This is a genomic window from Mesorhizobium sp. M0898 (assembly GCF_040319695.1).
In the GTDB taxonomy this organism is placed as follows: domain Bacteria; phylum Pseudomonadota; class Alphaproteobacteria; order Rhizobiales; family Rhizobiaceae; genus Mesorhizobium.
This window is the reverse complement of sequence record NZ_JAMYOE010000019.1, coordinates 63,533-82,064: the sequence shown is the minus strand read 5'-3', so window position 1 is coordinate 82,064 and position 18,532 is coordinate 63,533. Positions and strand designations below refer to the sequence as shown.

Here is an 18,532-nt window from a genome sequence, read left to right as displayed (position 1 = left end):
TCCCAACAAGGAGAAACTGTCCATGCTGAAATCGATCCGCGCCGCTTTGGCCGTGAGCGTTATAACATTAACCGCCTTTGGCGCATCTTCGGCCTTCGCAGAGCCTTTGAAGGTGGTCGCCAGCTTCACGATCATCGCCGATTTCGCCAAGAATGTCGGCGGCGACCGCATCGATCTGACCACCATCGTCGGGCCTGACGGCGACGCCCACGTCTACGAGCCGAGCCCCGCCGATGCTGTGACGATGGCCAAGGCCGACATCGTGCTGGTCAACGGCCTGCATTTCGAAGGTTTTCTGCAGCGCCTGGTCGACGCCAGCGCCACCAAGGCTTCGATTGCCGTGCTGACCAAGGGGGTCACGCCGATCAATTTCAAACCCGAATTCGCCGAGGCCGATGCCGCCGAAGGCGCAGAAACCGATGGCGGCAAGACGGTCACCGATCCGCATGCCTTCCAGTCGATCGCCAATGCCAAGATCTATGTGAAGAACATCGCCGACGCCTTTTGCACGGCCGACGCTGCGGGTTGCGACAGCTACAAGGCCAATGCAGCCGCCTATACGCAAAAGCTCGAGGCGCTTGAGGGCGAAGTGCAGGCGGCGATCCAGTCGATCCCGCAGGAGAAGCGCGTCGTCATCACCTCGCATGACGCCTTCGGCTATTTCGAGCAGGCCTACGGCTTGACGTTCCTGGCCCCGGAAGGCGTGTCGACCGAGTCGGAGCCCTCCGCCGCCGACGTCGCCAAGCTGGTCAGCCAGGTGAAGCAGGACAAGGCGGCGGCGATCTTCGTCGAGAACATCACCAACCCGCGGCTGATCGAGCAGATCGCCAGCGAGACCGGCATCAAGGTGGGCGGCACGCTCTATTCCGATGCGCTGTCGCAGCCCGACGGCCCGGCCGCGACCTATATCGACCTGATGCACAATAACATCGCCCAGATCAAAGGCGCGATCCTCGGCAGCTGAGCTGTCTAGTCACTCCATCCGGTCGGGCTGAAATTGCCCGGCCGGATTTCTATCTAACGGCGGTTGCCGACCGGGTCCGGGAGTGGCAAGACTGCCGCTAGCCAGATTGCGAGGACACCGCCATGGAATACCGTCAGATCAGCGAGGACTATTCGGTCTCCGGCCAGATCCAGCCCGAAGATGTCGCGACCATCAAGGCCGCCGGCTTCAAGAGCGTGATCTGCAACCGGCCGGACGACGAGCAGCCCGGCCAGCCATCGGCCGACACCGTCAAAGCGGCGGTCGAGGGCGCCGGGCTCGCCTTCCGCTACATCCCTGTCATCAGCGGCCAGATCACGGCCGAGAATGTCGAAGACCAGGCCGAGGCGCTTGACGAACTCGAAAGCCCGGTCTTCGCCTATTGCCGCTCCGGCGCCCGCTGCACCAATCTCTATGGGCTGATCAAGCAGTCGAAGGGGTGAGAGGCCTCACGTTCCGAGCGGAGGAAGTCAAGTTCCGCACTGTGGCGATCCTTCACACCCCCCTCTGTCCTGCCGGACATCTCCCCCTCAAGTGGGGAGATTGGATGTCGCGTTGGCTTTCGCCAATTTTCAGCGTTGCGGAGTGGGCAGCGAGGTCAGAGCTGCCAATCTCCCCACTTGAGGGGGAGATGGCCGGCAGGCCAGAGGGGGGTGCTGTCCTGGGTGCTGTCCCTCCGCCATATCTAACGAAAAGCCGTCTGGGCTAAATCGGCAGCGCGCCGGTTTCCTTCAATGTCTCAAGCACGATCGCCGTCTTCACATGCTGCACCGATTCGTGCGGCAGCAGCACGCCGTTGACGAACTCCGACAATGATTTGAGATCGGGCGTCACCACTTTCAATATATAATCCATCTCGCCGGTCAGCGCGTGCGCTTCCTGCACTTGCGGCAGCCGCGCCACCAATTCGCCGAAACGCCGCGCATTGTCGCGGTTGTGGGTGGCGAGCGTCACCGAAATGACGTTGACCAGGGAAAAGCCGAGCTTGTCGCGGTCGAGCACCGCCCGGTAGCCCTTGATATAACCGTCCTCCTCCAGCCGCTGGCGACGGCGCGAGCATTGCGACGCCGACAGGTTCACCCGTTCCGACAGATCGTTGTTGGTCAGCCGTGCATCGCCCTGCAGCAGAGCCATTATCTTGCGGTCAAACCGGTCGATGCGCGCGTCATCCATGGATTTTTCCAAACATATGCACAATTCACGCATTATCTGATCATTTCAAGCGTTTGAATGCAAGCACCATGCACCGCGTCCGCGTTATCATTGTGTTGAGATGGCTTTTCCCGGCCAACAACAGCTTTGGAGGATACTGCCATGGGTCCCTTCCCGCACGACGCACCGCCCGCCACGATCAGCAAAACCAATCCCGCCGGTACCGACGGCTTCGAGTTCGTCGAATTCGCGCATGCCAAGCCGGAAAAGCTCGCCGAGTTGTTCACCCGCATGGGCTATGTGCCGGTGGCCAAGCACCGCAGCAAGGACATCACCGTCTGGCGGCAGGGCGACATCAACTATGTCGTCAATGCCGAACCCGGCTCGCATGCCATGAAATTCGTCGACAAGCACGGCCCTTGCGCCGCCTCGATGGCGTGGCGGGTGGTCGATGCAAGGCATGCCTTCGATCACGCGGTGGCCAAGGGCGCGACGCCCTATGAAGGCAACGACAAGACGCTCGATGTGCCGGCGATCGTCGGTATCGGCGGGTCTCTGCTCTATTTCATCGAAACCTACGGCGAGAAGGGCTCGGCCTATGATGCCGAGTTCGACTGGCTGGGCGAGCGTGACCCGAAGCCGGAAGGCGTCGGCTTCTATTACCTCGACCACCTCACCCACAATGTCTATCGCGGCCAGATGGACAAATGGTGGGATTTCTATCGCGACCTGTTCGGCTTCAAACAGATCCATTTCTTCGACATCGACGGCAAGATCACCGGCCTGGTCAGCCGCGCCATCACCTCGCCGTGCGGCAAGATCCGCATTCCGCTCAACGAGTCCAAGGACGAGACCAGCCAGATCGCCGAATATCTGAAGAAGTATAATGGCGAGGGCATCCAGCACATCGCCGTCGGCACCGACGACATCTACGGCGCCACCGACAGGCTGGCCGCCAACGGCCTGAAGTTCATGCCGGGCCCGCCGGAGACCTATTACGACATGTCTTATGCCCGCGTGAACGGCCATGAAGAGCCGATCGAACGTATGAAAAAGCACGGCATCCTGATCGACGGCGAAGGCGTCGTCGACGGCGGCACCACCAAGATCCTGCTGCAGATCTTTTCCAAGACGGTGATCGGCCCGATCTTCTTCGAGTTCATCCAGAGGAAGGGCGACGAAGGTTTTGGCGAGGGCAATTTCCGCGCTTTGTTCGAATCGATCGAGCAGGACCAGATCAAGCGCGGCGTGCTGAAGGTGCAGGCGGCGGAGTAGGCTGCACCAGATTTCTTGCGATTCGGTCAGTAGTAGCTCAGACTCTGGCCATGAACATTCCTATCGCAGAGGCCAAGGCAAGATTGTCGGAACTCGTCAGCCGCGCGGAAGCTGGCGAAGAGATTGTGATTACCCGTTACGGCAAAGTCGCGGCTCGCCTCGTGCCGCCGGCCGTGCCCGAGTCCCTCCCTCGTATCGGCGCCATGAACGGCAAAATCAGGATTGCCGACGATTTTGACGAACTCGGTCCCGAATGGGACGGGTATGCCAAATGACGCTATCACAGGCAAACGTCTATTTGGCGAGGCCGGCGGCTTTGCGCAGAATCTCGTTGATGCGGCTCTGCCAGCCGGGGCCGCCGGCACGAAAGCGGGCGACTACGTCACTGTCGAGACGGAGTGTTACCTGCTTCTTCGGATTATCGAGAGCCGGCCGGCCGCGCGAACGGCGAATGCTTTCGGCAAGCTCAGGGAACGCTTCGGCGAAAGGACGAGCGTTTCGAAAATCCTCCTCTGTCCATTCCGGATTCTCCGAAACGGCTTCCCAATCTTCTTTGCTGTAGCCGCGACCAGCTTCGAACTCGGTGCGCACCTTACGCTTTGCCATTGAACAATCTCCTTTCCGCGGGACTTGCCGGGCGCACCGAAATTATCGAGATGCCCTCGGAACCGAGCCGGGCAACCACCGCAACGATGCCATCGATGATCCCGCCAATTGCCATGAGACGTCCGGCCTTGGCAGTGCGGATTGTCGAGGCAAGAAAAAACTCGTCACCAAGCGCCGCAAAATCCAAGCCGTGCCTGTCAATGTTGGCCAACCGTTTTGGTTCGTTCCAAACGATCTTCATCAGAATTTATGTACCTACAATAATTAAGTCAATAATTTTCGTAACTACAACTAATTGCGACCTTCGAGCACCAACCTCTCGACCTCGGCTTTCCTGAGTGTCAGATCATAATCGAGGAAAAACTCGTCGAGTTGCGGCGGTTTCACCGAGGTGCCGGACTGCATCGCGTGCACCTGGCCGCGATGATGGATGTCGTGGATGAAGAGATGGGCGAGCAGGTCACCGATCCGTTCCGGTATCATGCCGTCCTCGCGCCGGTCGGTGAGAACGCGGCGCTCGAGATCGTCCGCCGACAGGCGGCCGCAAAAGGCGATCAGCCGCCGATCGGCCTCCGCCTGTGCAACAAAAAGCGCCTTGGCATCATTGAACGGCACAAAATCGTCATGGGCGGCGGCGCCGACGCCGCCCTCTTCGAGAAAATCGAGATAGAGGTGATCGACCGCCAGGATGTGGTTCAGCGTTGCCTTGATCGACGGAAAGAAGCTCGTCCGTTCGGCTTCGAATTCGCCGGGCTCAAGCTGCAGCACGGCGCGGTAGAGCCGGTCGTTCGACCACAGATTGTTGGCTGCCATGCGGCGGAAATGGTTCAGCAGGTCCATGACTTCACGGCGCGACCCGGAATAGCGACACACCCGCCCATAGAAGCGCAAACCCAGCCAAAACAATCAGCAGCAGCCCGATCATGTGCCGCCGCATGGCTTGCGTTTCCTGGTCCAGCGCGACATTCGTGTTGGTGACGGTGTGAAACATCATCGCCTTGCGCGGCAGGCCGCTGCGGTTGGTCAGGCCGGGCGAGCGCGCCTCGATGCGATAGCTCAGGCGGATCGCCTGGATGAAGATCGCCAGCATGACAAGGGCCCAGACACCGCACAGCAGATAGAATGTCTCGCCCGTCATTCTCTTGCCCCCTCGTACTTCTCGACCCTCTGCTCGATGGCGCCGAAGATCGAATGCCCACCCCTGTCCTTCATCTCGATGCGCACGCTATCGCCAAAGCGCAGGAACGGCGTTTTCGGTTCGCCGGTTTCGATGGTCTCGATCATACGCAGCTCGGCGACGCAGGAATAGCCGGCGCCGCCCGCCGAGACAGGCTTGCCCGGCCCGCCGTCGAGCTTGTTGGAGACGGTGCCCGAACCGACGATGGTGCCGGTGGCCAGCGGCCGCGTTTTTGCGGCGTGAACAATCAGCGCCGGAAAGTCGAAGGTCATGTCGATGCCGGCGTTCGCCCGGCCGAACGGCTTGCCGTTGAGATCGACCAGCAGCGGCAGGCTGACCTTGCCGCCGTCCCAGGCATCGCCCAGCTCGTCCGGCGTCACCGCAACCGGCGAAAAGGCAGATGACGGTTTCGACTGGTAGAAGCCGAACCCCTTGGCGAGCTCGGGTCCGGTCAGGCCGCGCAGCGTTACATCGTTGACCAGCATGACCAGCCGGATCGCCGCCCGCGCCTCATCGAGGCTTGCGCCCATCGGCACATCGTCGACGATGACGGCGACCTCTCCTTCCATGTCGATGCCAAGGGTGTCGTCGACCATGCGGATCGGGTCGCGCGGTGCGAGGAAAGCGTCCGAGCCGCCCTGGTAGATCAGCGGATCGGTCCAGAAGCTTGCCGGCATCTCGGCACCGCGCGCCTTTCGCACCAGCTCGACATGGTTCACATAGGCCGAGCCGTCGGCCCATTGGTAGGCGCGCGGCAGCGGCGAATGGGCGTCGTGCTCGTGAAAGCGGGCGGACGGTACCGCATTGTTTTCCAACGATTCCGCCATGGCAGCGAGATGCGGGGCGATGCGATGCCAGTCGTCGAGCGCGGCCTGCAGCGTGCGCACCAGGAACGAAGCATCGGTAAACCGCGTCAGGTCGCGCGAGACGACGACGAGCTTTCCATCGCGCGTCCCGTCCTTCAATGTGGCAAGCTTCATGCGTCCTCCCTATGCGTTTATTCGTAGTATTTGCCGGCATAGATAATTCTGGCCGCGGCTCTCCAGGGATTGTCATTTGCCAGCAACGCCGGGTCGCCGCGCCGACTGTCTTCGGTCCAGGTGACGGCCCAGGCGACTGCCGATTCGAGAAAGGTGCTGATCGAGCCGTTGTACCAACCGTTCCAGCCGGGATCGGATGGTCCCGGCATCGCAGTCTCCTTGCGGTCGGCGTCTTCCCGATCCCTCCTCAACGCATCGAGGAACCGGACAAAAGACGGCAAGTCTTCCACTCTGTCGAGAAACAAGGAGAGCTGCGCCCAGGATGTCTCCTCGGATTTGCCCACCTCTTCCCAAAGCTTGTCTTTGGTCACGTCTCACTCCCAAGCCCCACAACAAGGCCGTCGCGGGCGATCGTCAAGTCGCCGGCCCATGTTTTCCTGACGGCGGCAATCCAGTCGGCCTCGCCGATCTCGGGATCGTCGGCCGGAATGAGGTGGTTGACGACTAGCCTTTTGACTTTGGCATCACTAGCAATGCGGCCCGCCTCTTCGGCAAAGCTATGGCTGGCAAGCAGGTGTTCCCTCAGCCTTGCGCCGTTGCCGGTCTTCGCGACCAGCCGCTCGATGCCTTCTTCCAGCATGGCCTCGTGGACCAGAATGTCGGCGCCCTCGGCGAAATCCGCCAATGGCGGAAAGAACGCCGTATCCGACGAAAAGACGATGCCTTGCCCCGCATGATCGAAGCGCAGCGCAAAGCAGTCCGTCACCGGCGGGTGGTCGACACGCAGCGCCGATATTTTGAGACCGCGCTCTTCGGCCACCTGGCCTTCACCAAACTCGACGATCGAGACCAGGTCGCGGAGATCCGGCCTGCCTTCATCGGCGATGCGGATCTCGATGTCGAACTCCATCGCCTGGCAAAAGCGCTGCCAATAATGGCCGATGCCGGGCGGGCCGAACAAAGTGACGGGCGCCGCCAGGCCGGCGGTCCAGGCGGTGTGGATGAGAGGTCCGAGTTCCAGAACATGGTCGGAGTGCAAATGCGTGATGAAGATCAGGTCGAGCGCCTTCAGGCTGATGCCGGCATCGGTCAGCCCGCGCGTTACGCCCAGCCCGCAATCGACGACGATGGTGCGGCCGCCAATCTCCAGCAGCGACGAACTCGGCCACGGGCCGCCGGGTCGCAGCGCCGGGCCACCCTTCGAACCCAGAAGCACCAGACGATCCGTCACGCGACGGCGCTCAAGACCAGTCGCCCTCTGGCGTGCCGTTGAAGCGCTTCTTCAGGCCGGCCCAGCAGTCGATGTAATTGTCCTGCCGGGTTTCGAGCTCGGCGCCATAGCGGGTCACCATCTGCGGAAAGCGTGTCTCGAACATGAAGGCCATGGTGTTGTCGAGCTTGACCGGTTTCAGCTCCGCTCGCGAGGCTTTTTCGAAGCCAGACGCATCGGGTCCGTGAGCCAGCATCATGTTGTGCAGGCTGATGCCGCCGGGCACGAAGCCCTCCTCCTTGGCATCGTACTGACCATGAATCAGGCCCATGAACTCGCTCATGATGTTGCGGTGATACCAGGGCGGGCGGAAAGTGTTTTCCGCCACAAGCCAGCGCGGCGGGAAGATGACGAAATCGATATTGGCGGTGCCTTCCTCGCCGCTCGGCGCGGTCAGCACGGTGAAGATCGACGGATCGGGGTGGTCGAACAGGATCGCACCGACCGGCGAAAAGGTCGCAAGATCATATTTGTAGGGCGAATAATTGCCGTGCCACGCCACCACATCCAGCGGCGAATGGTCGATTTCGGTGACATGGAACTGGCCACACCATTTCGCGATCAGCCGACAGGGCGTGTCCTTGTCCTCGAACCAGGCGCAGGGCGTCTTGAAATCGCGCGGATTGGCCAGGCAATTGGCGCCGATCGGGCCGCGATCCGGCAGCGTCAGCTTGGCGCCGTAATTTTCGCAGACATAGCCGCGCACTTGCGGATCGACCAGTTCGACCTTGAACACCAGGCCGCGCGGCAGCACGGCAATCTCGCCCGGCCTGAGTTCGATAACACCCATCTCGGTGACGAAGCGCAAGGCTCCAACCTGGGGCACGACCAGCAACTCGCCGTCGGCGTTGAAGAAATGATCGTCGACCATCGAGCGATTGGCGACATAGACGTGTGCCGCCATGCCGGTCTGGCCGAGCACGTCGCCGGCGGTGGTGATCGAGCGCATGCCGGCGATGAAATCGGTCGGTTCCTTCGGCATCGGCACGGGGCTCCAGCGATACTGGCCGAGTGCGAGCTGATGGTCGCCGACGTTCGGCGCGCTTTTCCAAAGCGGATAATTCGCCGCTTTGAAGCGACCGGTGTGCCTGACGCTCGGCCTTATCCGATAAAGCCAGGAGCGCTCATTGGTGCCGCGCGGCGCGGTGAAAGGAGAGCCCGAAAGCTGCTCGGCATAGAGGCCGTAGGCCGGCCGCTGCGGCGAGTTTCGCCCTTGCGGCAGCGAGCCCGGCAGAGTCTCGGTCTCGAAGTCGTTGCCGAAACCCGGCATGTAGGAATAGGCCATGGAATCCTCCCGAATTCATGGTCTCGGAGCATCGTTTGCGCATCCGCAAGGATGCTCCGAGTTGACCATACCGGTTTCATTTGTAACCATTGAAAATGTAACCATCAACGGTGATTTCGGCATGAGCCGCCAGCATGCCAGTCAGGGCCAACCATGGAAATCCTCGAGCTGGAATCCTTCCTGCCTTACCGGCTCTATCGGCTTGCCGATGCCGTCAGCCGCGAATTCTCAAGGATATACAAGGACCGCCACGGCCTGACCCGGCCCGAATGGCGCACGCTTGCGGGACTTGGACAGCACGGCACGATGACGGCGACGGCGCTCGGCGAGCAATCGGCCATGCACAAGACCAAGGTTTCGCGCGCGGTCGCCGAACTCGAGCGGCGCCGCTGGCTGACCCGCACGCCAGACGAGAAAGACCGTCGCGTCGAGCATCTGACGCTGACCAAAGCGGGGCTTGCCGCCTATCGCGAAATGGTGCCGCTGGCGAAGGAGTTCGAGCGGGAGCTGCTGGAGAGGCTTGGTGCGGAAGAGCGGGCGGCGATTGTCAGTGGGGTAGCGGCGCTGGAGGCAAAACTCACAGTGGGTTGAAATCCTCCATGGGTTTGACCGTCGTAGAAATCAGATCGCTATTGCGGCAGGTAACGCTCCTAGACCGTAGTAGGCGCGTTCGGCTACAATGAAGCCTCTGACACGGCTTCGAAATGCTATCGGATCATCGATGTAGCCCAAGAGAAGCTGCGCCTGCGAAGCCGCATGTCTCTGAGCGCTTTCAAACAGCTGCCTTGCCGTTTCAAAATCACCAGCCAAACCGGCCGCCACCCCGGCGTGGAAGGCCGCCCACTCGCCGTAGGCGCCCGGCTGCAATTCATTCACGAGGATTGTCGCTGTCGCCTGCACGGAAGGGAACATTGATCGGTGAACCCGATCGATTTCGACGGCCTTCTTGGCCATTTGATCAACCGCGAGCAGAAACTGTGCCGGGCTCTCGAACGGAACGAACTGTCCAATGCGCTGAGGACGACTGTTTCAGGGAGCGAACCCCAGAGCCAGTGGACTGCTACGTTAAGGTAAGTGCCTTTGGACCAAGAGCTGGGCTGGAACTCGACTACACTTAGCCAGAAGCCGCGATCGGCGATCCAGATTCGAGACTTCCCTTTGCGTTGAAATCCGGCGGGCTTCAGTACGATCTTTGCCTGCGAGGCAATGATGCGACCGTGCTCACTATCCGCCATCTTGCACCCCTATATGCCTCACCAATCCATCACCACCTTGCCGGAATTGCCACTCTTCATCGCCTCAAATCCCGAAATATAGTCGTCGATGCCGATGCGGTGGGTGATCAGGCCGCTGACATCGAGAGGACCCTGCACCAGCGCGATCATCTTGTACCAGGTCTCGAACATCTCGCGGCCGTAGATGCCTTTCAGATGCAGCATCTTGAAGATGACCTTGTTCCAGTCGATCTCGAAGCCGGTCGGCGCGATGCCGAGAATGGCAATCTTGCCGCCATTGTTCATGGTGTCGATCATGTCGCGGAAGGCAGGTGCGGCACCCGACATTTCGAGGCCGACGTCAAAACCCTCGGTCATGCCGAGCGCCGGCATGACGTCGCGCAGCTTTTCCTTCGACGCATCGACGACATGCTGGACGCCGAGCTTTTTCGCCAGTGCCAGGCGCACCGGGTTGATGTCGGTGATGACCACTTTTCGCGCGCCGACGCACTGCGCCACCAGTGCACCCATGATGCCGATCGGCCCGGCGCCGGTGACCAGCACGTCCTCGCCGACCAGATCGAAAGACAAGGCCGTGTGGACGGCATTGCCCAGGGGATCGAAGATGGCGGCGATCTCGTCCGGCACATCGTCGGGGATGGGCACGACATTGTGCTGCGGGATCGCAAGGTATTCGCCAAAGGCGCCCGGCCGGTTGACGCCGACGCCGAGCGTGTTGCGGCACAGATGCCCCCTGCCCGCCCGGCAGTTGCGGCAATGGCCGCAGACGATATGGCCTTCTCCGGAAACCCGCTGGCCGAGTTTGTACTCGGTCACCGCCGTGCCGAAATCGGCGACGGTTCCGACGAATTCGTGGCCGGTTACCATCGGCACCGGCACGGTCTTTTGCGCCCACTGGTCCCAATTGTAGATGTGTACGTCGGTGCCGCAGATCGCCGTCTTCCTGATCTTGATCAGCACGTCGTTCGGACCGATTTCCGGCACCGGCACTTCTTCCATCCAGATGCCCGGCTCGGCCTTGGCCTTGACCAGCGCCTTCATCATGTTCGACATTCTTTTGTCCCCAGAACCTTAGTCGCTTGAATCTCTTGATCCGGCCGCTCAGGAAATCACGCCGAGTTCGCGACCAACTGCGGCGAACGCCTCAACCGCGCGTTCGATGTCGGCGCCGGAATGGGCGGCCGACATCTGCGTGCGGATGCGCGCCTGGCCCTTCGGCACCACCGGGAACGAGAAGCCGATGACATAGATACCGCGCTTCAGCATCCGCGCCGCCACTTCCTGCGCCAGCGTCGCGTCGCCCAGCATCACCGGGATGATCGGATGGTCGGCGCCGGCCAGTGTAAAGCCGAGCCTGCCCATCTCGGAGCGAAACCGCGCTGCATTGGCATATAGGCGCTGACGCAACGCATCGCCATTGCGGATCATCTCGAAAACCCGGATCGAAGCGCCAGCGATCGCCGGCATCAGCGTATTGGAAAACAGATAGGGCCGCGAGCGCTGGCGCAGCCAGTCGACCACCTGCTTCCTGCCCGACGTGTAGCCGCCCGACGCGCCACCCAATGCCTTGCCCAGCGTACCGGTGATGATGTCCACCCTGCCCTCGACGCCGCAATGTTCGGCCGAGCCACGGCCGTTCCTGCCGACGAAGCCAACAGCATGGCTGTCGTCGACCATGACCATCGCATCGTATTTGTCGGCGAGGTCGCAGACGCCTTTCAGATTGGCGATGATGCCATCCATCGAGAACACGCCGTCGGTGGCGATCAGCCGGAACCGACAGTCGCGCGCCTCTTTCAACCGCGCTTCCAGATCGGCCATGTCGTTGTTGGCGTAGCGGAAGCGCTTTGCCTTCGACAGCCGTACCCCGTCGATGATCGAGGCGTGGTTCAGCGCATCGGAGATGACCGCATCCTCCTCGCCGAGCAGCGTCTCGAACAGGCCGCCATTGGCGTCGAAGCAGGAGCCGTAGAGGATGGTGTCCTCCATGCCGAGGAAGTCAGAAATGGTCGCCTCGAGCTGCTTGTGTTCTTCCTGCGTGCCGCAGATGAAGCGCACCGATGCCATGCCGTAGCCGTACCGGTCGAGCGCCTGCTTGGCCGCCTCGCGCAGTTCGGCGCTGTCGGCGAGGCCGAGATAATTGTTGGCGCAGAAATTCAGCACCTTCTCGCCGCCGACCTCGATCTCGGCCGATTGGGTCGAGGTTATCACCCGTTCGGATTTGTAAAGGCCGGCCGATTTCAGTCCTTCAAGCTCGCTGTCGATGTGGGAAAGGAATGCTTCGGTCATGATCAGGCCCTGTTGAGATCGATGAGGACTGTCGCGCCGCGCGGACGAAAAATCCATCGCAAAAGCGACCGCTTCGGTGGCGGCAATGGCACGGCAGAGGCCACGATGTTCAAATGCGGAGGCGCCGCGAAAGATTGCAATAACCACTTTGCGGGTTTCTCGCCACGGTCGCCGCCGCCGGCATGCTGCCGTCCCAAACCTGTTAACACTTTGAAGCCAAAGGTTGTCGCACAAGAATTCGTTGGCGAGAGGGCCGCCTCAGAAAATGTCACAGCAGCCGGTGCACGCCGTTTCGGGCAGGCTCATACTCCTGATCAAATCCGGCTACTGGCTGGCTCTGCTGATCATCGCCGCCATGGTCGTGGCCTCCTTCATCCTGCTGCAGCAGATGATGGCGGCCCAGCAGCACAACCAGGCACTGCTCGATGTGGTCAGCACACAAAAAGCCCTATCGCAGCGCATCGTCTTCCTTGCCGGCGCCACCGGTACCGCCTCACGCGACCAGCAGCCGGCCCTGGTTAGCGCGCTCAAGCAAGCGACGGTGGAGTTCGAGGAGAACTACGATCTGCTGCTCGAACGGACCGCCGCCGATCCGGCGTCGCCGGCAAGGTTCGATCCGAGATCGATCGAGAGCGTACTTTTCGCCAAGCCGTACCATCTCGACTATTTCTCGGTCGGGCTTATCGCCAACGGCGAACGCCTGATCTCGTCATTCGAATCGCGGCTCAACATGGCCGGCAATGGTGGCTACAAAGGCGGAGAGGAGCGCGTCAACCTGAACGCTTCCGTTGCCAACGCAACATTGTCGGGCTATGCCGCACTTGGCCAGCGCATCAGTGCCTTTGCAGACCAGCGATCCGAAACACTTCTCGATCTTAACCGCACATTGTTCTACTCGACCATCGGCGTTATCGTGCTGGTGGCGCTTTTCATTTTCAGGCCAATGTCGAATGCCATCCTGCGCAGGACGCGCGAGCTGGTCGATGCGCGCAATTCCATGGCCTTTATCGCCGTGCATGACGGGCTGACCGGCCTGCACAACCGCACCTTTTTGACCGAGCATTTCGATACGCTGATCAATGCCGCGCGGCGACGGCGTGAACGGGTTGCCGTGGTGCAGTTCGATCTCGACCGGTTCAAGCAGATCAACGACACGTTCGGCCACGCCGCCGGCGATTATGTGCTGGTGGCGGCTGCGCAGCGCATGCGTGATTCGTGCCGTACGTCGGATCTCAACGTGCGGCTCGGCGGCGATGAATTCGTCATGATTCTCAACGGTGCCGGCAGCACCGAGGACATCGATACCGTCGCCCGGCGCATCCTGACCAAGCTCAACAAGCCGATCGTCTTTCGAGGCACGACAATCCATCCGGGCGTAAGTGCCGGGATTGCGGTCTACCCTGTCGACGCCGACAATGCGCAGGATCTGCTCGTCCATGCCGATCTGGCGCTGTATTCCGCCAAGAAGCAGGGCGGCGGCAGCTTGTCGTTCTTCTCCGAGGAGCTGAGGCACGAACTCGATTATCGCAAGCAGCTCGAGCTCGATATCAGGACCGCTATCTCGGAGAAGGCGTTCGAAGTCTATTTCCAGCCGCAAGTCTCGCTGTCGGACGGCGCCATCAGCGGCATCGAGGCTCTGGTTCGCTGGAGACATGCCGAGCGCGGCATGATCGCGCCGGGCGAGTTCATTCCGATCGCGGAAAAATGCGGTCTCATGCCCGAGATCGGCCGCATCGTCATCGCCAAGGCGATCGACGAAGCAGCCGAATGGAACCGCGCAGGCATCGCCTTCGGACGGATCGCCGTCAATGTATCCGGCTCGGAGCTGCGCGAGACAGATTTCGAAGTCTTCCTGTTCGACATGCTGGAGAGGGCTGGCCTGCCAGCGCACAAACTGTCGCTGGAGATCGTCGAATCCGTCATCCTCGACGACGAGAAGACCGGTATCGCGGCAAAGCTGCGGCACATTCGCGCCGCCGGTATCCATCTCGAGCTCGATGATTTTGGCACCGGCTACGCATCGCTCAGCCATGTCAATCCAAACGAGATCGATCGGCTGAAGATCGACCGCCGGTTCGTCCAGAACATCAACGAGAACAGCGGCAACACCAAGATCGTGCGTGCCCTCACCGAGCTCGCCCGCGGTCTCGGCATCTCGATCGTTGCCGAGGGCGCCGAAACCGAAGCCGAGCTCGACTCGCTGATGGCGATCGGCTGCGACCAGGTGCAAGGCTATTCCATCGCTTTCCCGATGCCGCCGGACAGCGTGCGCGAATGGCTGGTGGCGCGAACGCCCAAGAAGGCCAGGCTGACGGTGCTGCAGGGCTGCCGGGCGTAGGAAAGTCGGAACTACTGCAATGGCGGCAGGTTTCTCAGCGGATTGAGCATCGGCACCCCAAGTGGTGCGAAATGACGCTCGTTATCCGTCAGTATCACCAGGCCGTGAACCTCGGCCGTAGCAGCAATCGCTATATCTTCAAATCCCGGCCGATGAGCCCTTGCGCGATCAAGAATAGAACCCGCGGCATGCGCGGCTCGCAAATCGAAGGGCAGAATCCTTGCCCCGTAAAGGTGCTCGACTGCCTGCCACCAGTCGCGTAGCAGCGCGGCCTTTGTGGTCGCGCCGTCGCGCTCCGCCTTCGCTATCCCCGCCGCGATTTCGGACGCAGTCACAACGGATAGGAACAGGTATTCGCTCGCCATATCGAGCCATGCCATCAGCGCCGCCCGATCAACCTTCCTGGCTGGAGCCATTGCCGAGATGATGTTGGTGTCCAGCAGAAACATCAGGGCTGGTCGCCGCGCTACAACGCAACCTTGCGAGCCGGCTTACGGGAACGAGGCGGAATGTCGTCCTTGTCCCCGGGAAAAGCCGCCAGCAGCCGCCCGAAGCTCGGCACCCGAGACAGCCGCTGATAATCTTCGAACGACAGGATGACGGCCTGCTTCCGACCGTGGCGTGTGATAATGGCAGGCTCTCCTGCAACTGCCTGATCGACGACTGCCGAAAGCGTCGCCTTGGCGTCTTTCAACTGAATTTCGCGCATGTTGCCACCCTCGCATATGACTACCATGGTCATATAACATTGCAGACGGCTTGGAACAAGGGTTGCGGTCCAATCGGTATCAACTGACATTGGCCCGCAACGCGGCCAGCACCTGTGCAAACTCTGCCAGCCTGTCGTCGGACAGTCCTTTCCGCAGCCGCTTGTCGAAGGCTAACGCGGCGGTGCGCAATTGCAGGAACAGCGCTTCTCCGGCTTGGGTCAGCTCCACCTGGTGAACCCGGCGGTTCTCGGGATCGCGGCGGCGCATCAGCAGGCCTTGCGTCTCCATGGCGTTGAGGTGGTGGGTCAGCGTTGCGCCCCGGATGCCGATCATGCCGGCGAGCTCGCGTTGATTGGCCAGCTCCCGCGACTTGACCGACAGCAACGTGACCCAGACCGGCAGCGTGCCGCCTGCCTCGACCAAGGCAGCGTCGAAAGCCTGCGCAACCAGCTTGGCGGTGCGCGCGAGATTCATCCCGATCGGCGGGCGGTCAAAGGGCGTCATGATCCGACACTAGAACAAGGGCAAAGCCTATGGAACCGGCTCGAGCTTATGCGTTGACATCTAATCATTTGATATCTATCGATATGCCTGGCGGTGGGCAAGAGAGGAAATGCGGTCATGCAATATGTCTACATCATCGTCCTCGGCCTTCACGTCATGGCGGGCGTGTTCTGGGCCGGCACCACCATCGCGGTCGCCCGCGAACCGGAGATCAGGGCGGAACGTTTCTTCCGGCCGCAAATGGGCGCAGCCGGCGTGGTTTTCCTCACCGGCTTGCTGCTGTGGTATTTCTTCCACAACGGCTCTTTCGGCTCGATGGAGAAGGTCTTGGCGCTCGGCATCTTGACGGCGTTAATCGCCGCCGGGGTTCAGGGCGCGCTGGTGGGTTCCGCCAGCAGGCAGTTGGCCGGCGCTGATGCGGCGAAGCAAACCCAGTTGCGCGCCAAGATGACAAAGGGCGAACGCATCGCCGGCGGCCTGCTGGTCATCACCGTGTTCTGCATGGCCACCGCCAGGATGTTTTGAACGTCCTGCCGCAATCGCAAGATCGTACGGTGCCCGGCGATGGCCGGCGGCGTGCGCGGCGCGCAGACCGGACCGACGTACCGTGGTGGCTCTCCGTACGGAGGTTCGGCTGCGCGCCACCAATCAATCCAAAATATTCCTCAGATTCGCAAGCCGAACCTGATGCCGTCATAGATCGCAGCGTGGATATTGCGTGAAGCTACCGCGTCGCCGATGCGAAAGACGACGAAACCGCCTTGCGGATTGCGCGCAGGAAAGATGTCGCCGCCATTGATCAGTTTTTCGTAATCGATCGCGCCGGCGTTCTTCGACAGCGGCTTCAGCGCCAGGTAGAGATCGTCGAGCGGCAGCGTGCCGTGCTCGACCACCACCTGGTCGACCCGCCGCTCGCCGCGCCAGCCATCGGCGAAGTCGGAGGCGAGCTCGGCGATCAGCTGGTTGCCTTCACGCCGCACAGAACGTAGCCGTGTGTTGATGGTCACCGTGACACCCTTTTCCTGGAAGGCGCGCATGTAGGGCACATGATTCATGCCGCCCATTTCCGGGGCGAAGAAGCGCTCTGGTGAAACCAGCTCCAGCCTGGCGCCGCTATTGGCGATCAGTTCGGCGGCACCCATGCCCTGATGGCCGCCATTGTCGTCATAGAGCAGCACGTTCTCGGCCGGCTTGACGCTGCCGGCCATGATGTCCCAGCTCGAGGTGACGAGATCGTCGCCCGCCGTCAGAGGCGGGTTCTGCGGCAGGCCGCCGGTGGCGACCACCACCACGTCCGGCGACAGCGCCAGCACGTCGTCCGTCTCCGCCCATTTGTCGTAGCGGATCTCGACGCCCAGCCGGTCGAGTTCGGCCAGGCGCCAGTCGATGATGCCGATCAATTCCTTGCGGCGCGGGTTTTGCGTTGCCAGCCGCACCTGGCCGCCGGCCTGGCTCGATGCTTCCAGCACCGTCACCTGGTGCCCGCGCTCGGCGGCGACGCGCGCCGCCTCCAGCCCGCCGGCGCCGGCACCGACGACGACCACCTTCCGCTTCGGTCCCTCGGTTTTCGGAATAATATGGGGGATATCAGCCTCGCGGCCCGTCGCCGCATTGTGGATGCACAGCGCCTCGCCGCCCTCATAGATGCGGTCGAGGCAATAGGTGGCGCCGACGCAAGGGCGGATCTCGTGCTCGCGGCCCTCCATCACTTTTTTGACGATATGCGGGTCGGCAATGTGGGCGCGCGTCATGCCGACCATGTCCAGCTTGCCGGTGGCGATGGCGTGACGCGCGGTGGCGACGTCGGAAATCCGCGCCGCATGGAAGGTCGGGAATTTCGTCGCTGCCCTGATCTCGCCGGCAAAGTCGAGATGCGGCGACGACCGCATGCCGGTCACCGGGATGACCTTGGTCAGCGCCGCATCGGTCTCGATCGAGCCACGGATGATGTTGAGGAAATCGACCTTGCCGGAGCCGGCCAGCCGCCTGGCGATTTCGACGCCCTCCTGTTTCGACAGGCCTTTCTCGAAATCCTCGTCGGCGACCATGCGGATGCCGACGACGAACTTTTCGCCGACCGCGGCACGCACCGCGTCGAGCACCATTCCGGTGAAGCGCAGCCGGTTGTCGAGCGAGCCGCCGAAATCGTCGTCGCGCTGGTTGGTGGCCGGCGACCAGAAACCGTCCATCAGATGGCCGTAGGCTTCGAACTCGATGCCGTCGAGGCCGGCAGCCTGGCAGCGCTGCGCGGCCGCCGCATAGTCGGCTACGATGCGCTCGATATCCCAGTCCTCGATAGTCTTGGGAAAGGCGCGATGGGCCGGTTCGCGCACCGGCGAAGCCGACAGCACGGGCAGCCAGTCGGCCTTGTTCCAACCGGTGCGGCGGCCGAGATGGGTGATCTGTATCATCACCTTGCAATCGTGCTCGTGGCAGGCATCGGTAAGCTCGGCGAGCCACGGCACGATGCGGTCGTCATAGACATGCAGATTGCCAAAAGCGGCCGGGCTGTCGCGCGAGACGATCGCCGAACCGGCGGTCATGGTCAGCGCCATGCCGCCCTTGGCCTTTTCGGCATGGTAGAGCCGGTAGCGTTCCTTCGGCATGCCGTCCTCGGAATAGGCCGGCTCATGGCTGGTCGACATCACCCGGTTCTTCAGCATCAGATGCTTGAGCTGATAGGGCTGGAGAAGCGGGTCGTTGCTGGTCATCGTCTTCCTGCTGTTTCA

Annotated in this window: 24 protein-coding genes; 7 read left to right on the top strand and 17 right to left on the bottom strand. The window is 61.7% G+C overall.

The genetic code is table 11. From position 1 onward, the window contains the following. The first annotated feature begins 22 nt into the window (after nt 1-22). Entirely contained in the window at nt 23-964 is a 942-nt protein-coding gene (aztC, locus tag NKH90_RS19995; protein WP_352473647.1) for a zinc ABC transporter substrate-binding protein AztC, read from the top strand. Between the two features lie 122 nt (nt 965-1,086). Continuing rightward, the gene (locus tag NKH90_RS19990) at nt 1,087-1,425 is read left to right on the top strand and encodes a protein tyrosine phosphatase family protein (protein ID WP_352473646.1); all 339 of its coding nucleotides are present in this window, start codon (nt 1,087-1,089) and stop codon (nt 1,423-1,425) included. 262 nt (nt 1,426-1,687) lie between these two features. Here the strand turns inward: NKH90_RS19990 and NKH90_RS19985 are convergent, their stop codons facing one another. Next, complete coding sequence (locus NKH90_RS19985) at nt 1,688-2,155, bottom strand: Lrp/AsnC family transcriptional regulator (protein ID WP_352682128.1); 468 nt, start codon at nt 2,153-2,155, stop codon at nt 1,688-1,690. Nucleotides 2,156-2,296: 141 nt separating this feature from the next. On the opposite strand from NKH90_RS19985, the gene hppD reads away from it, so the two are divergent. Further along, the gene (hppD, locus tag NKH90_RS19980) at nt 2,297-3,409 is read left to right on the top strand and encodes a 4-hydroxyphenylpyruvate dioxygenase (RefSeq protein WP_352682130.1); all 1,113 of its coding nucleotides are present in this window, start codon (nt 2,297-2,299) and stop codon (nt 3,407-3,409) included. 50 nt (nt 3,410-3,459) lie between these two features. Further along, on the top strand, nt 3,460-3,684 hold the full coding sequence (locus NKH90_RS19975; RefSeq protein WP_352820523.1) for a type II toxin-antitoxin system Phd/YefM family antitoxin: 225 nt from the start codon (nt 3,460-3,462) through the stop codon (nt 3,682-3,684). 19 nt (nt 3,685-3,703) lie between these two features. On the opposite strand, the gene NKH90_RS19970 is transcribed toward NKH90_RS19975, so the two are convergent. From NKH90_RS19970 to hmgA, 8 genes are read right to left on the bottom strand one after another with little or no spacing between them, the layout of a single operon-like run. Then, on the bottom strand, nt 3,704-4,015 hold the full coding sequence (locus NKH90_RS19970; protein ID WP_352457131.1) for a BrnA antitoxin family protein: 312 nt from the start codon (nt 4,013-4,015) through the stop codon (nt 3,704-3,706). After that, nucleotides 4,002-4,256 carry a BrnT family toxin gene (locus NKH90_RS19965; protein WP_352820521.1) on the bottom strand — a complete coding sequence of 85 codons (255 nt, stop codon included), beginning with the start codon at nt 4,254-4,256 and terminating at the stop codon, nt 4,002-4,004. The genes NKH90_RS19970 and NKH90_RS19965 overlap by 14 nt, the downstream gene beginning before the upstream one ends. 50 nt (nt 4,257-4,306) lie before the next feature. After that, nucleotides 4,307-4,855: a DinB family protein gene (locus tag NKH90_RS19960; RefSeq protein ID WP_352682136.1), complete on the bottom strand. Its 549-nt coding sequence runs from the start codon at nt 4,853-4,855 to the stop codon at nt 4,307-4,309. Between the two features lie 4 nt (nt 4,856-4,859). Continuing rightward, nucleotides 4,860-5,153 (bottom strand): hypothetical protein, encoded by a 294-nt coding sequence (locus NKH90_RS19955; RefSeq protein ID WP_352682138.1) that lies wholly within the window; start codon nt 5,151-5,153, stop codon nt 4,860-4,862. Then, nucleotides 5,150-6,172 (bottom strand): fumarylacetoacetate hydrolase family protein, encoded by a 1,023-nt coding sequence (locus NKH90_RS19950; protein WP_352682140.1) that lies wholly within the window; start codon nt 6,170-6,172, stop codon nt 5,150-5,152. Before NKH90_RS19950 ends, NKH90_RS19955 begins: the two co-directional genes overlap by 4 nt. 17 nt (nt 6,173-6,189) lie before the next feature. Beyond that, nucleotides 6,190-6,543 (bottom strand): hypothetical protein, encoded by a 354-nt coding sequence (locus tag NKH90_RS19945; protein ID WP_352682142.1) that lies wholly within the window; start codon nt 6,541-6,543, stop codon nt 6,190-6,192. Further along, entirely contained in the window at nt 6,540-7,403 is an 864-nt protein-coding gene (locus NKH90_RS19940; RefSeq protein WP_352820519.1) for an MBL fold metallo-hydrolase, read from the bottom strand. The genes NKH90_RS19945 and NKH90_RS19940 overlap by 4 nt, the downstream gene beginning before the upstream one ends. Before the next feature lie 10 nt (nt 7,404-7,413). Beyond that, entirely contained in the window at nt 7,414-8,727 is a 1,314-nt protein-coding gene (gene hmgA / locus NKH90_RS19935) for a homogentisate 1,2-dioxygenase (RefSeq protein WP_352501450.1), read from the bottom strand. A 153-nt stretch (nt 8,728-8,880) separates the two neighbouring features. Between hmgA and NKH90_RS19930 the strand changes: the two genes are divergently transcribed. Next, nucleotides 8,881-9,318 (top strand): MarR family winged helix-turn-helix transcriptional regulator, encoded by a 438-nt coding sequence (locus tag NKH90_RS19930; protein ID WP_352473669.1) that lies wholly within the window; start codon nt 8,881-8,883, stop codon nt 9,316-9,318. Between the two features lie 30 nt (nt 9,319-9,348). Here NKH90_RS19930 and NKH90_RS19925 read toward each other — a convergent pair whose 3' ends face one another. The 4 genes from NKH90_RS19925 to NKH90_RS19910 are packed head-to-tail and all read right to left on the bottom strand — an operon-like array spanning nt 9,349 to nt 12,251. After that, a complete protein-coding gene (locus NKH90_RS19925) occupies nt 9,349-9,681 on the bottom strand; it encodes a hypothetical protein (protein ID WP_352820547.1) in 333 nt (110 codons plus the stop codon). Further along, a complete protein-coding gene (locus NKH90_RS19920; protein ID WP_352820518.1) occupies nt 9,600-9,962 on the bottom strand; it encodes a DUF4304 domain-containing protein in 363 nt (120 codons plus the stop codon). The genes NKH90_RS19925 and NKH90_RS19920 overlap by 82 nt, the downstream gene beginning before the upstream one ends. Nucleotides 9,963-9,980: 18 nt before the next feature. After that, a complete protein-coding gene (tdh, locus tag NKH90_RS19915) occupies nt 9,981-11,015 on the bottom strand; it encodes an L-threonine 3-dehydrogenase (protein ID WP_352452270.1) in 1,035 nt (344 codons plus the stop codon). A 48-nt stretch (nt 11,016-11,063) separates the two neighbouring features. Next, entirely contained in the window at nt 11,064-12,251 is a 1,188-nt protein-coding gene (locus NKH90_RS19910) for a glycine C-acetyltransferase (protein ID WP_352820517.1), read from the bottom strand. 265 nt (nt 12,252-12,516) lie between these two features. Between NKH90_RS19910 and NKH90_RS19905 the strand changes: the two genes are divergently transcribed. Next, the gene (locus NKH90_RS19905; RefSeq protein ID WP_352473631.1) at nt 12,517-14,589 is read left to right on the top strand and encodes a putative bifunctional diguanylate cyclase/phosphodiesterase; all 2,073 of its coding nucleotides are present in this window, start codon (nt 12,517-12,519) and stop codon (nt 14,587-14,589) included. Nucleotides 14,590-14,600: 11 nt separating this feature from the next. Here NKH90_RS19905 and NKH90_RS19900 read toward each other — a convergent pair whose 3' ends face one another. From NKH90_RS19900 to NKH90_RS19890, 3 genes are all read right to left on the bottom strand, one after another. After that, nucleotides 14,601-15,038, bottom strand: coding sequence for a type II toxin-antitoxin system VapC family toxin (locus NKH90_RS19900; protein ID WP_352473630.1), 438 nt, complete (start codon nt 15,036-15,038; stop codon nt 14,601-14,603). Between the two features lie 17 nt (nt 15,039-15,055). Next, nucleotides 15,056-15,298: a type II toxin-antitoxin system Phd/YefM family antitoxin gene (locus tag NKH90_RS19895; RefSeq protein ID WP_352473667.1), complete on the bottom strand. Its 243-nt coding sequence runs from the start codon at nt 15,296-15,298 to the stop codon at nt 15,056-15,058. Nucleotides 15,299-15,377: 79 nt separating this feature from the next. Further along, a complete protein-coding gene (locus NKH90_RS19890; protein ID WP_352473629.1) occupies nt 15,378-15,803 on the bottom strand; it encodes a MarR family winged helix-turn-helix transcriptional regulator in 426 nt (141 codons plus the stop codon). A 117-nt stretch (nt 15,804-15,920) separates the two neighbouring features. On the opposite strand from NKH90_RS19890, the gene NKH90_RS19885 reads away from it, so the two are divergent. Then, nucleotides 15,921-16,328, top strand: a complete 408-nt coding sequence (locus NKH90_RS19885) for a hypothetical protein (RefSeq protein ID WP_023674396.1) — start codon at nt 15,921-15,923, stop codon at nt 16,326-16,328. A gap of 140 nt (nt 16,329-16,468) precedes the next feature. Here NKH90_RS19885 and NKH90_RS19880 read toward each other — a convergent pair whose 3' ends face one another. Further along, entirely contained in the window at nt 16,469-18,514 is a 2,046-nt protein-coding gene (locus NKH90_RS19880; protein ID WP_352473628.1) for an oxidoreductase, read from the bottom strand. Between the last annotated feature and the right edge of the window lie 18 nt (nt 18,515-18,532).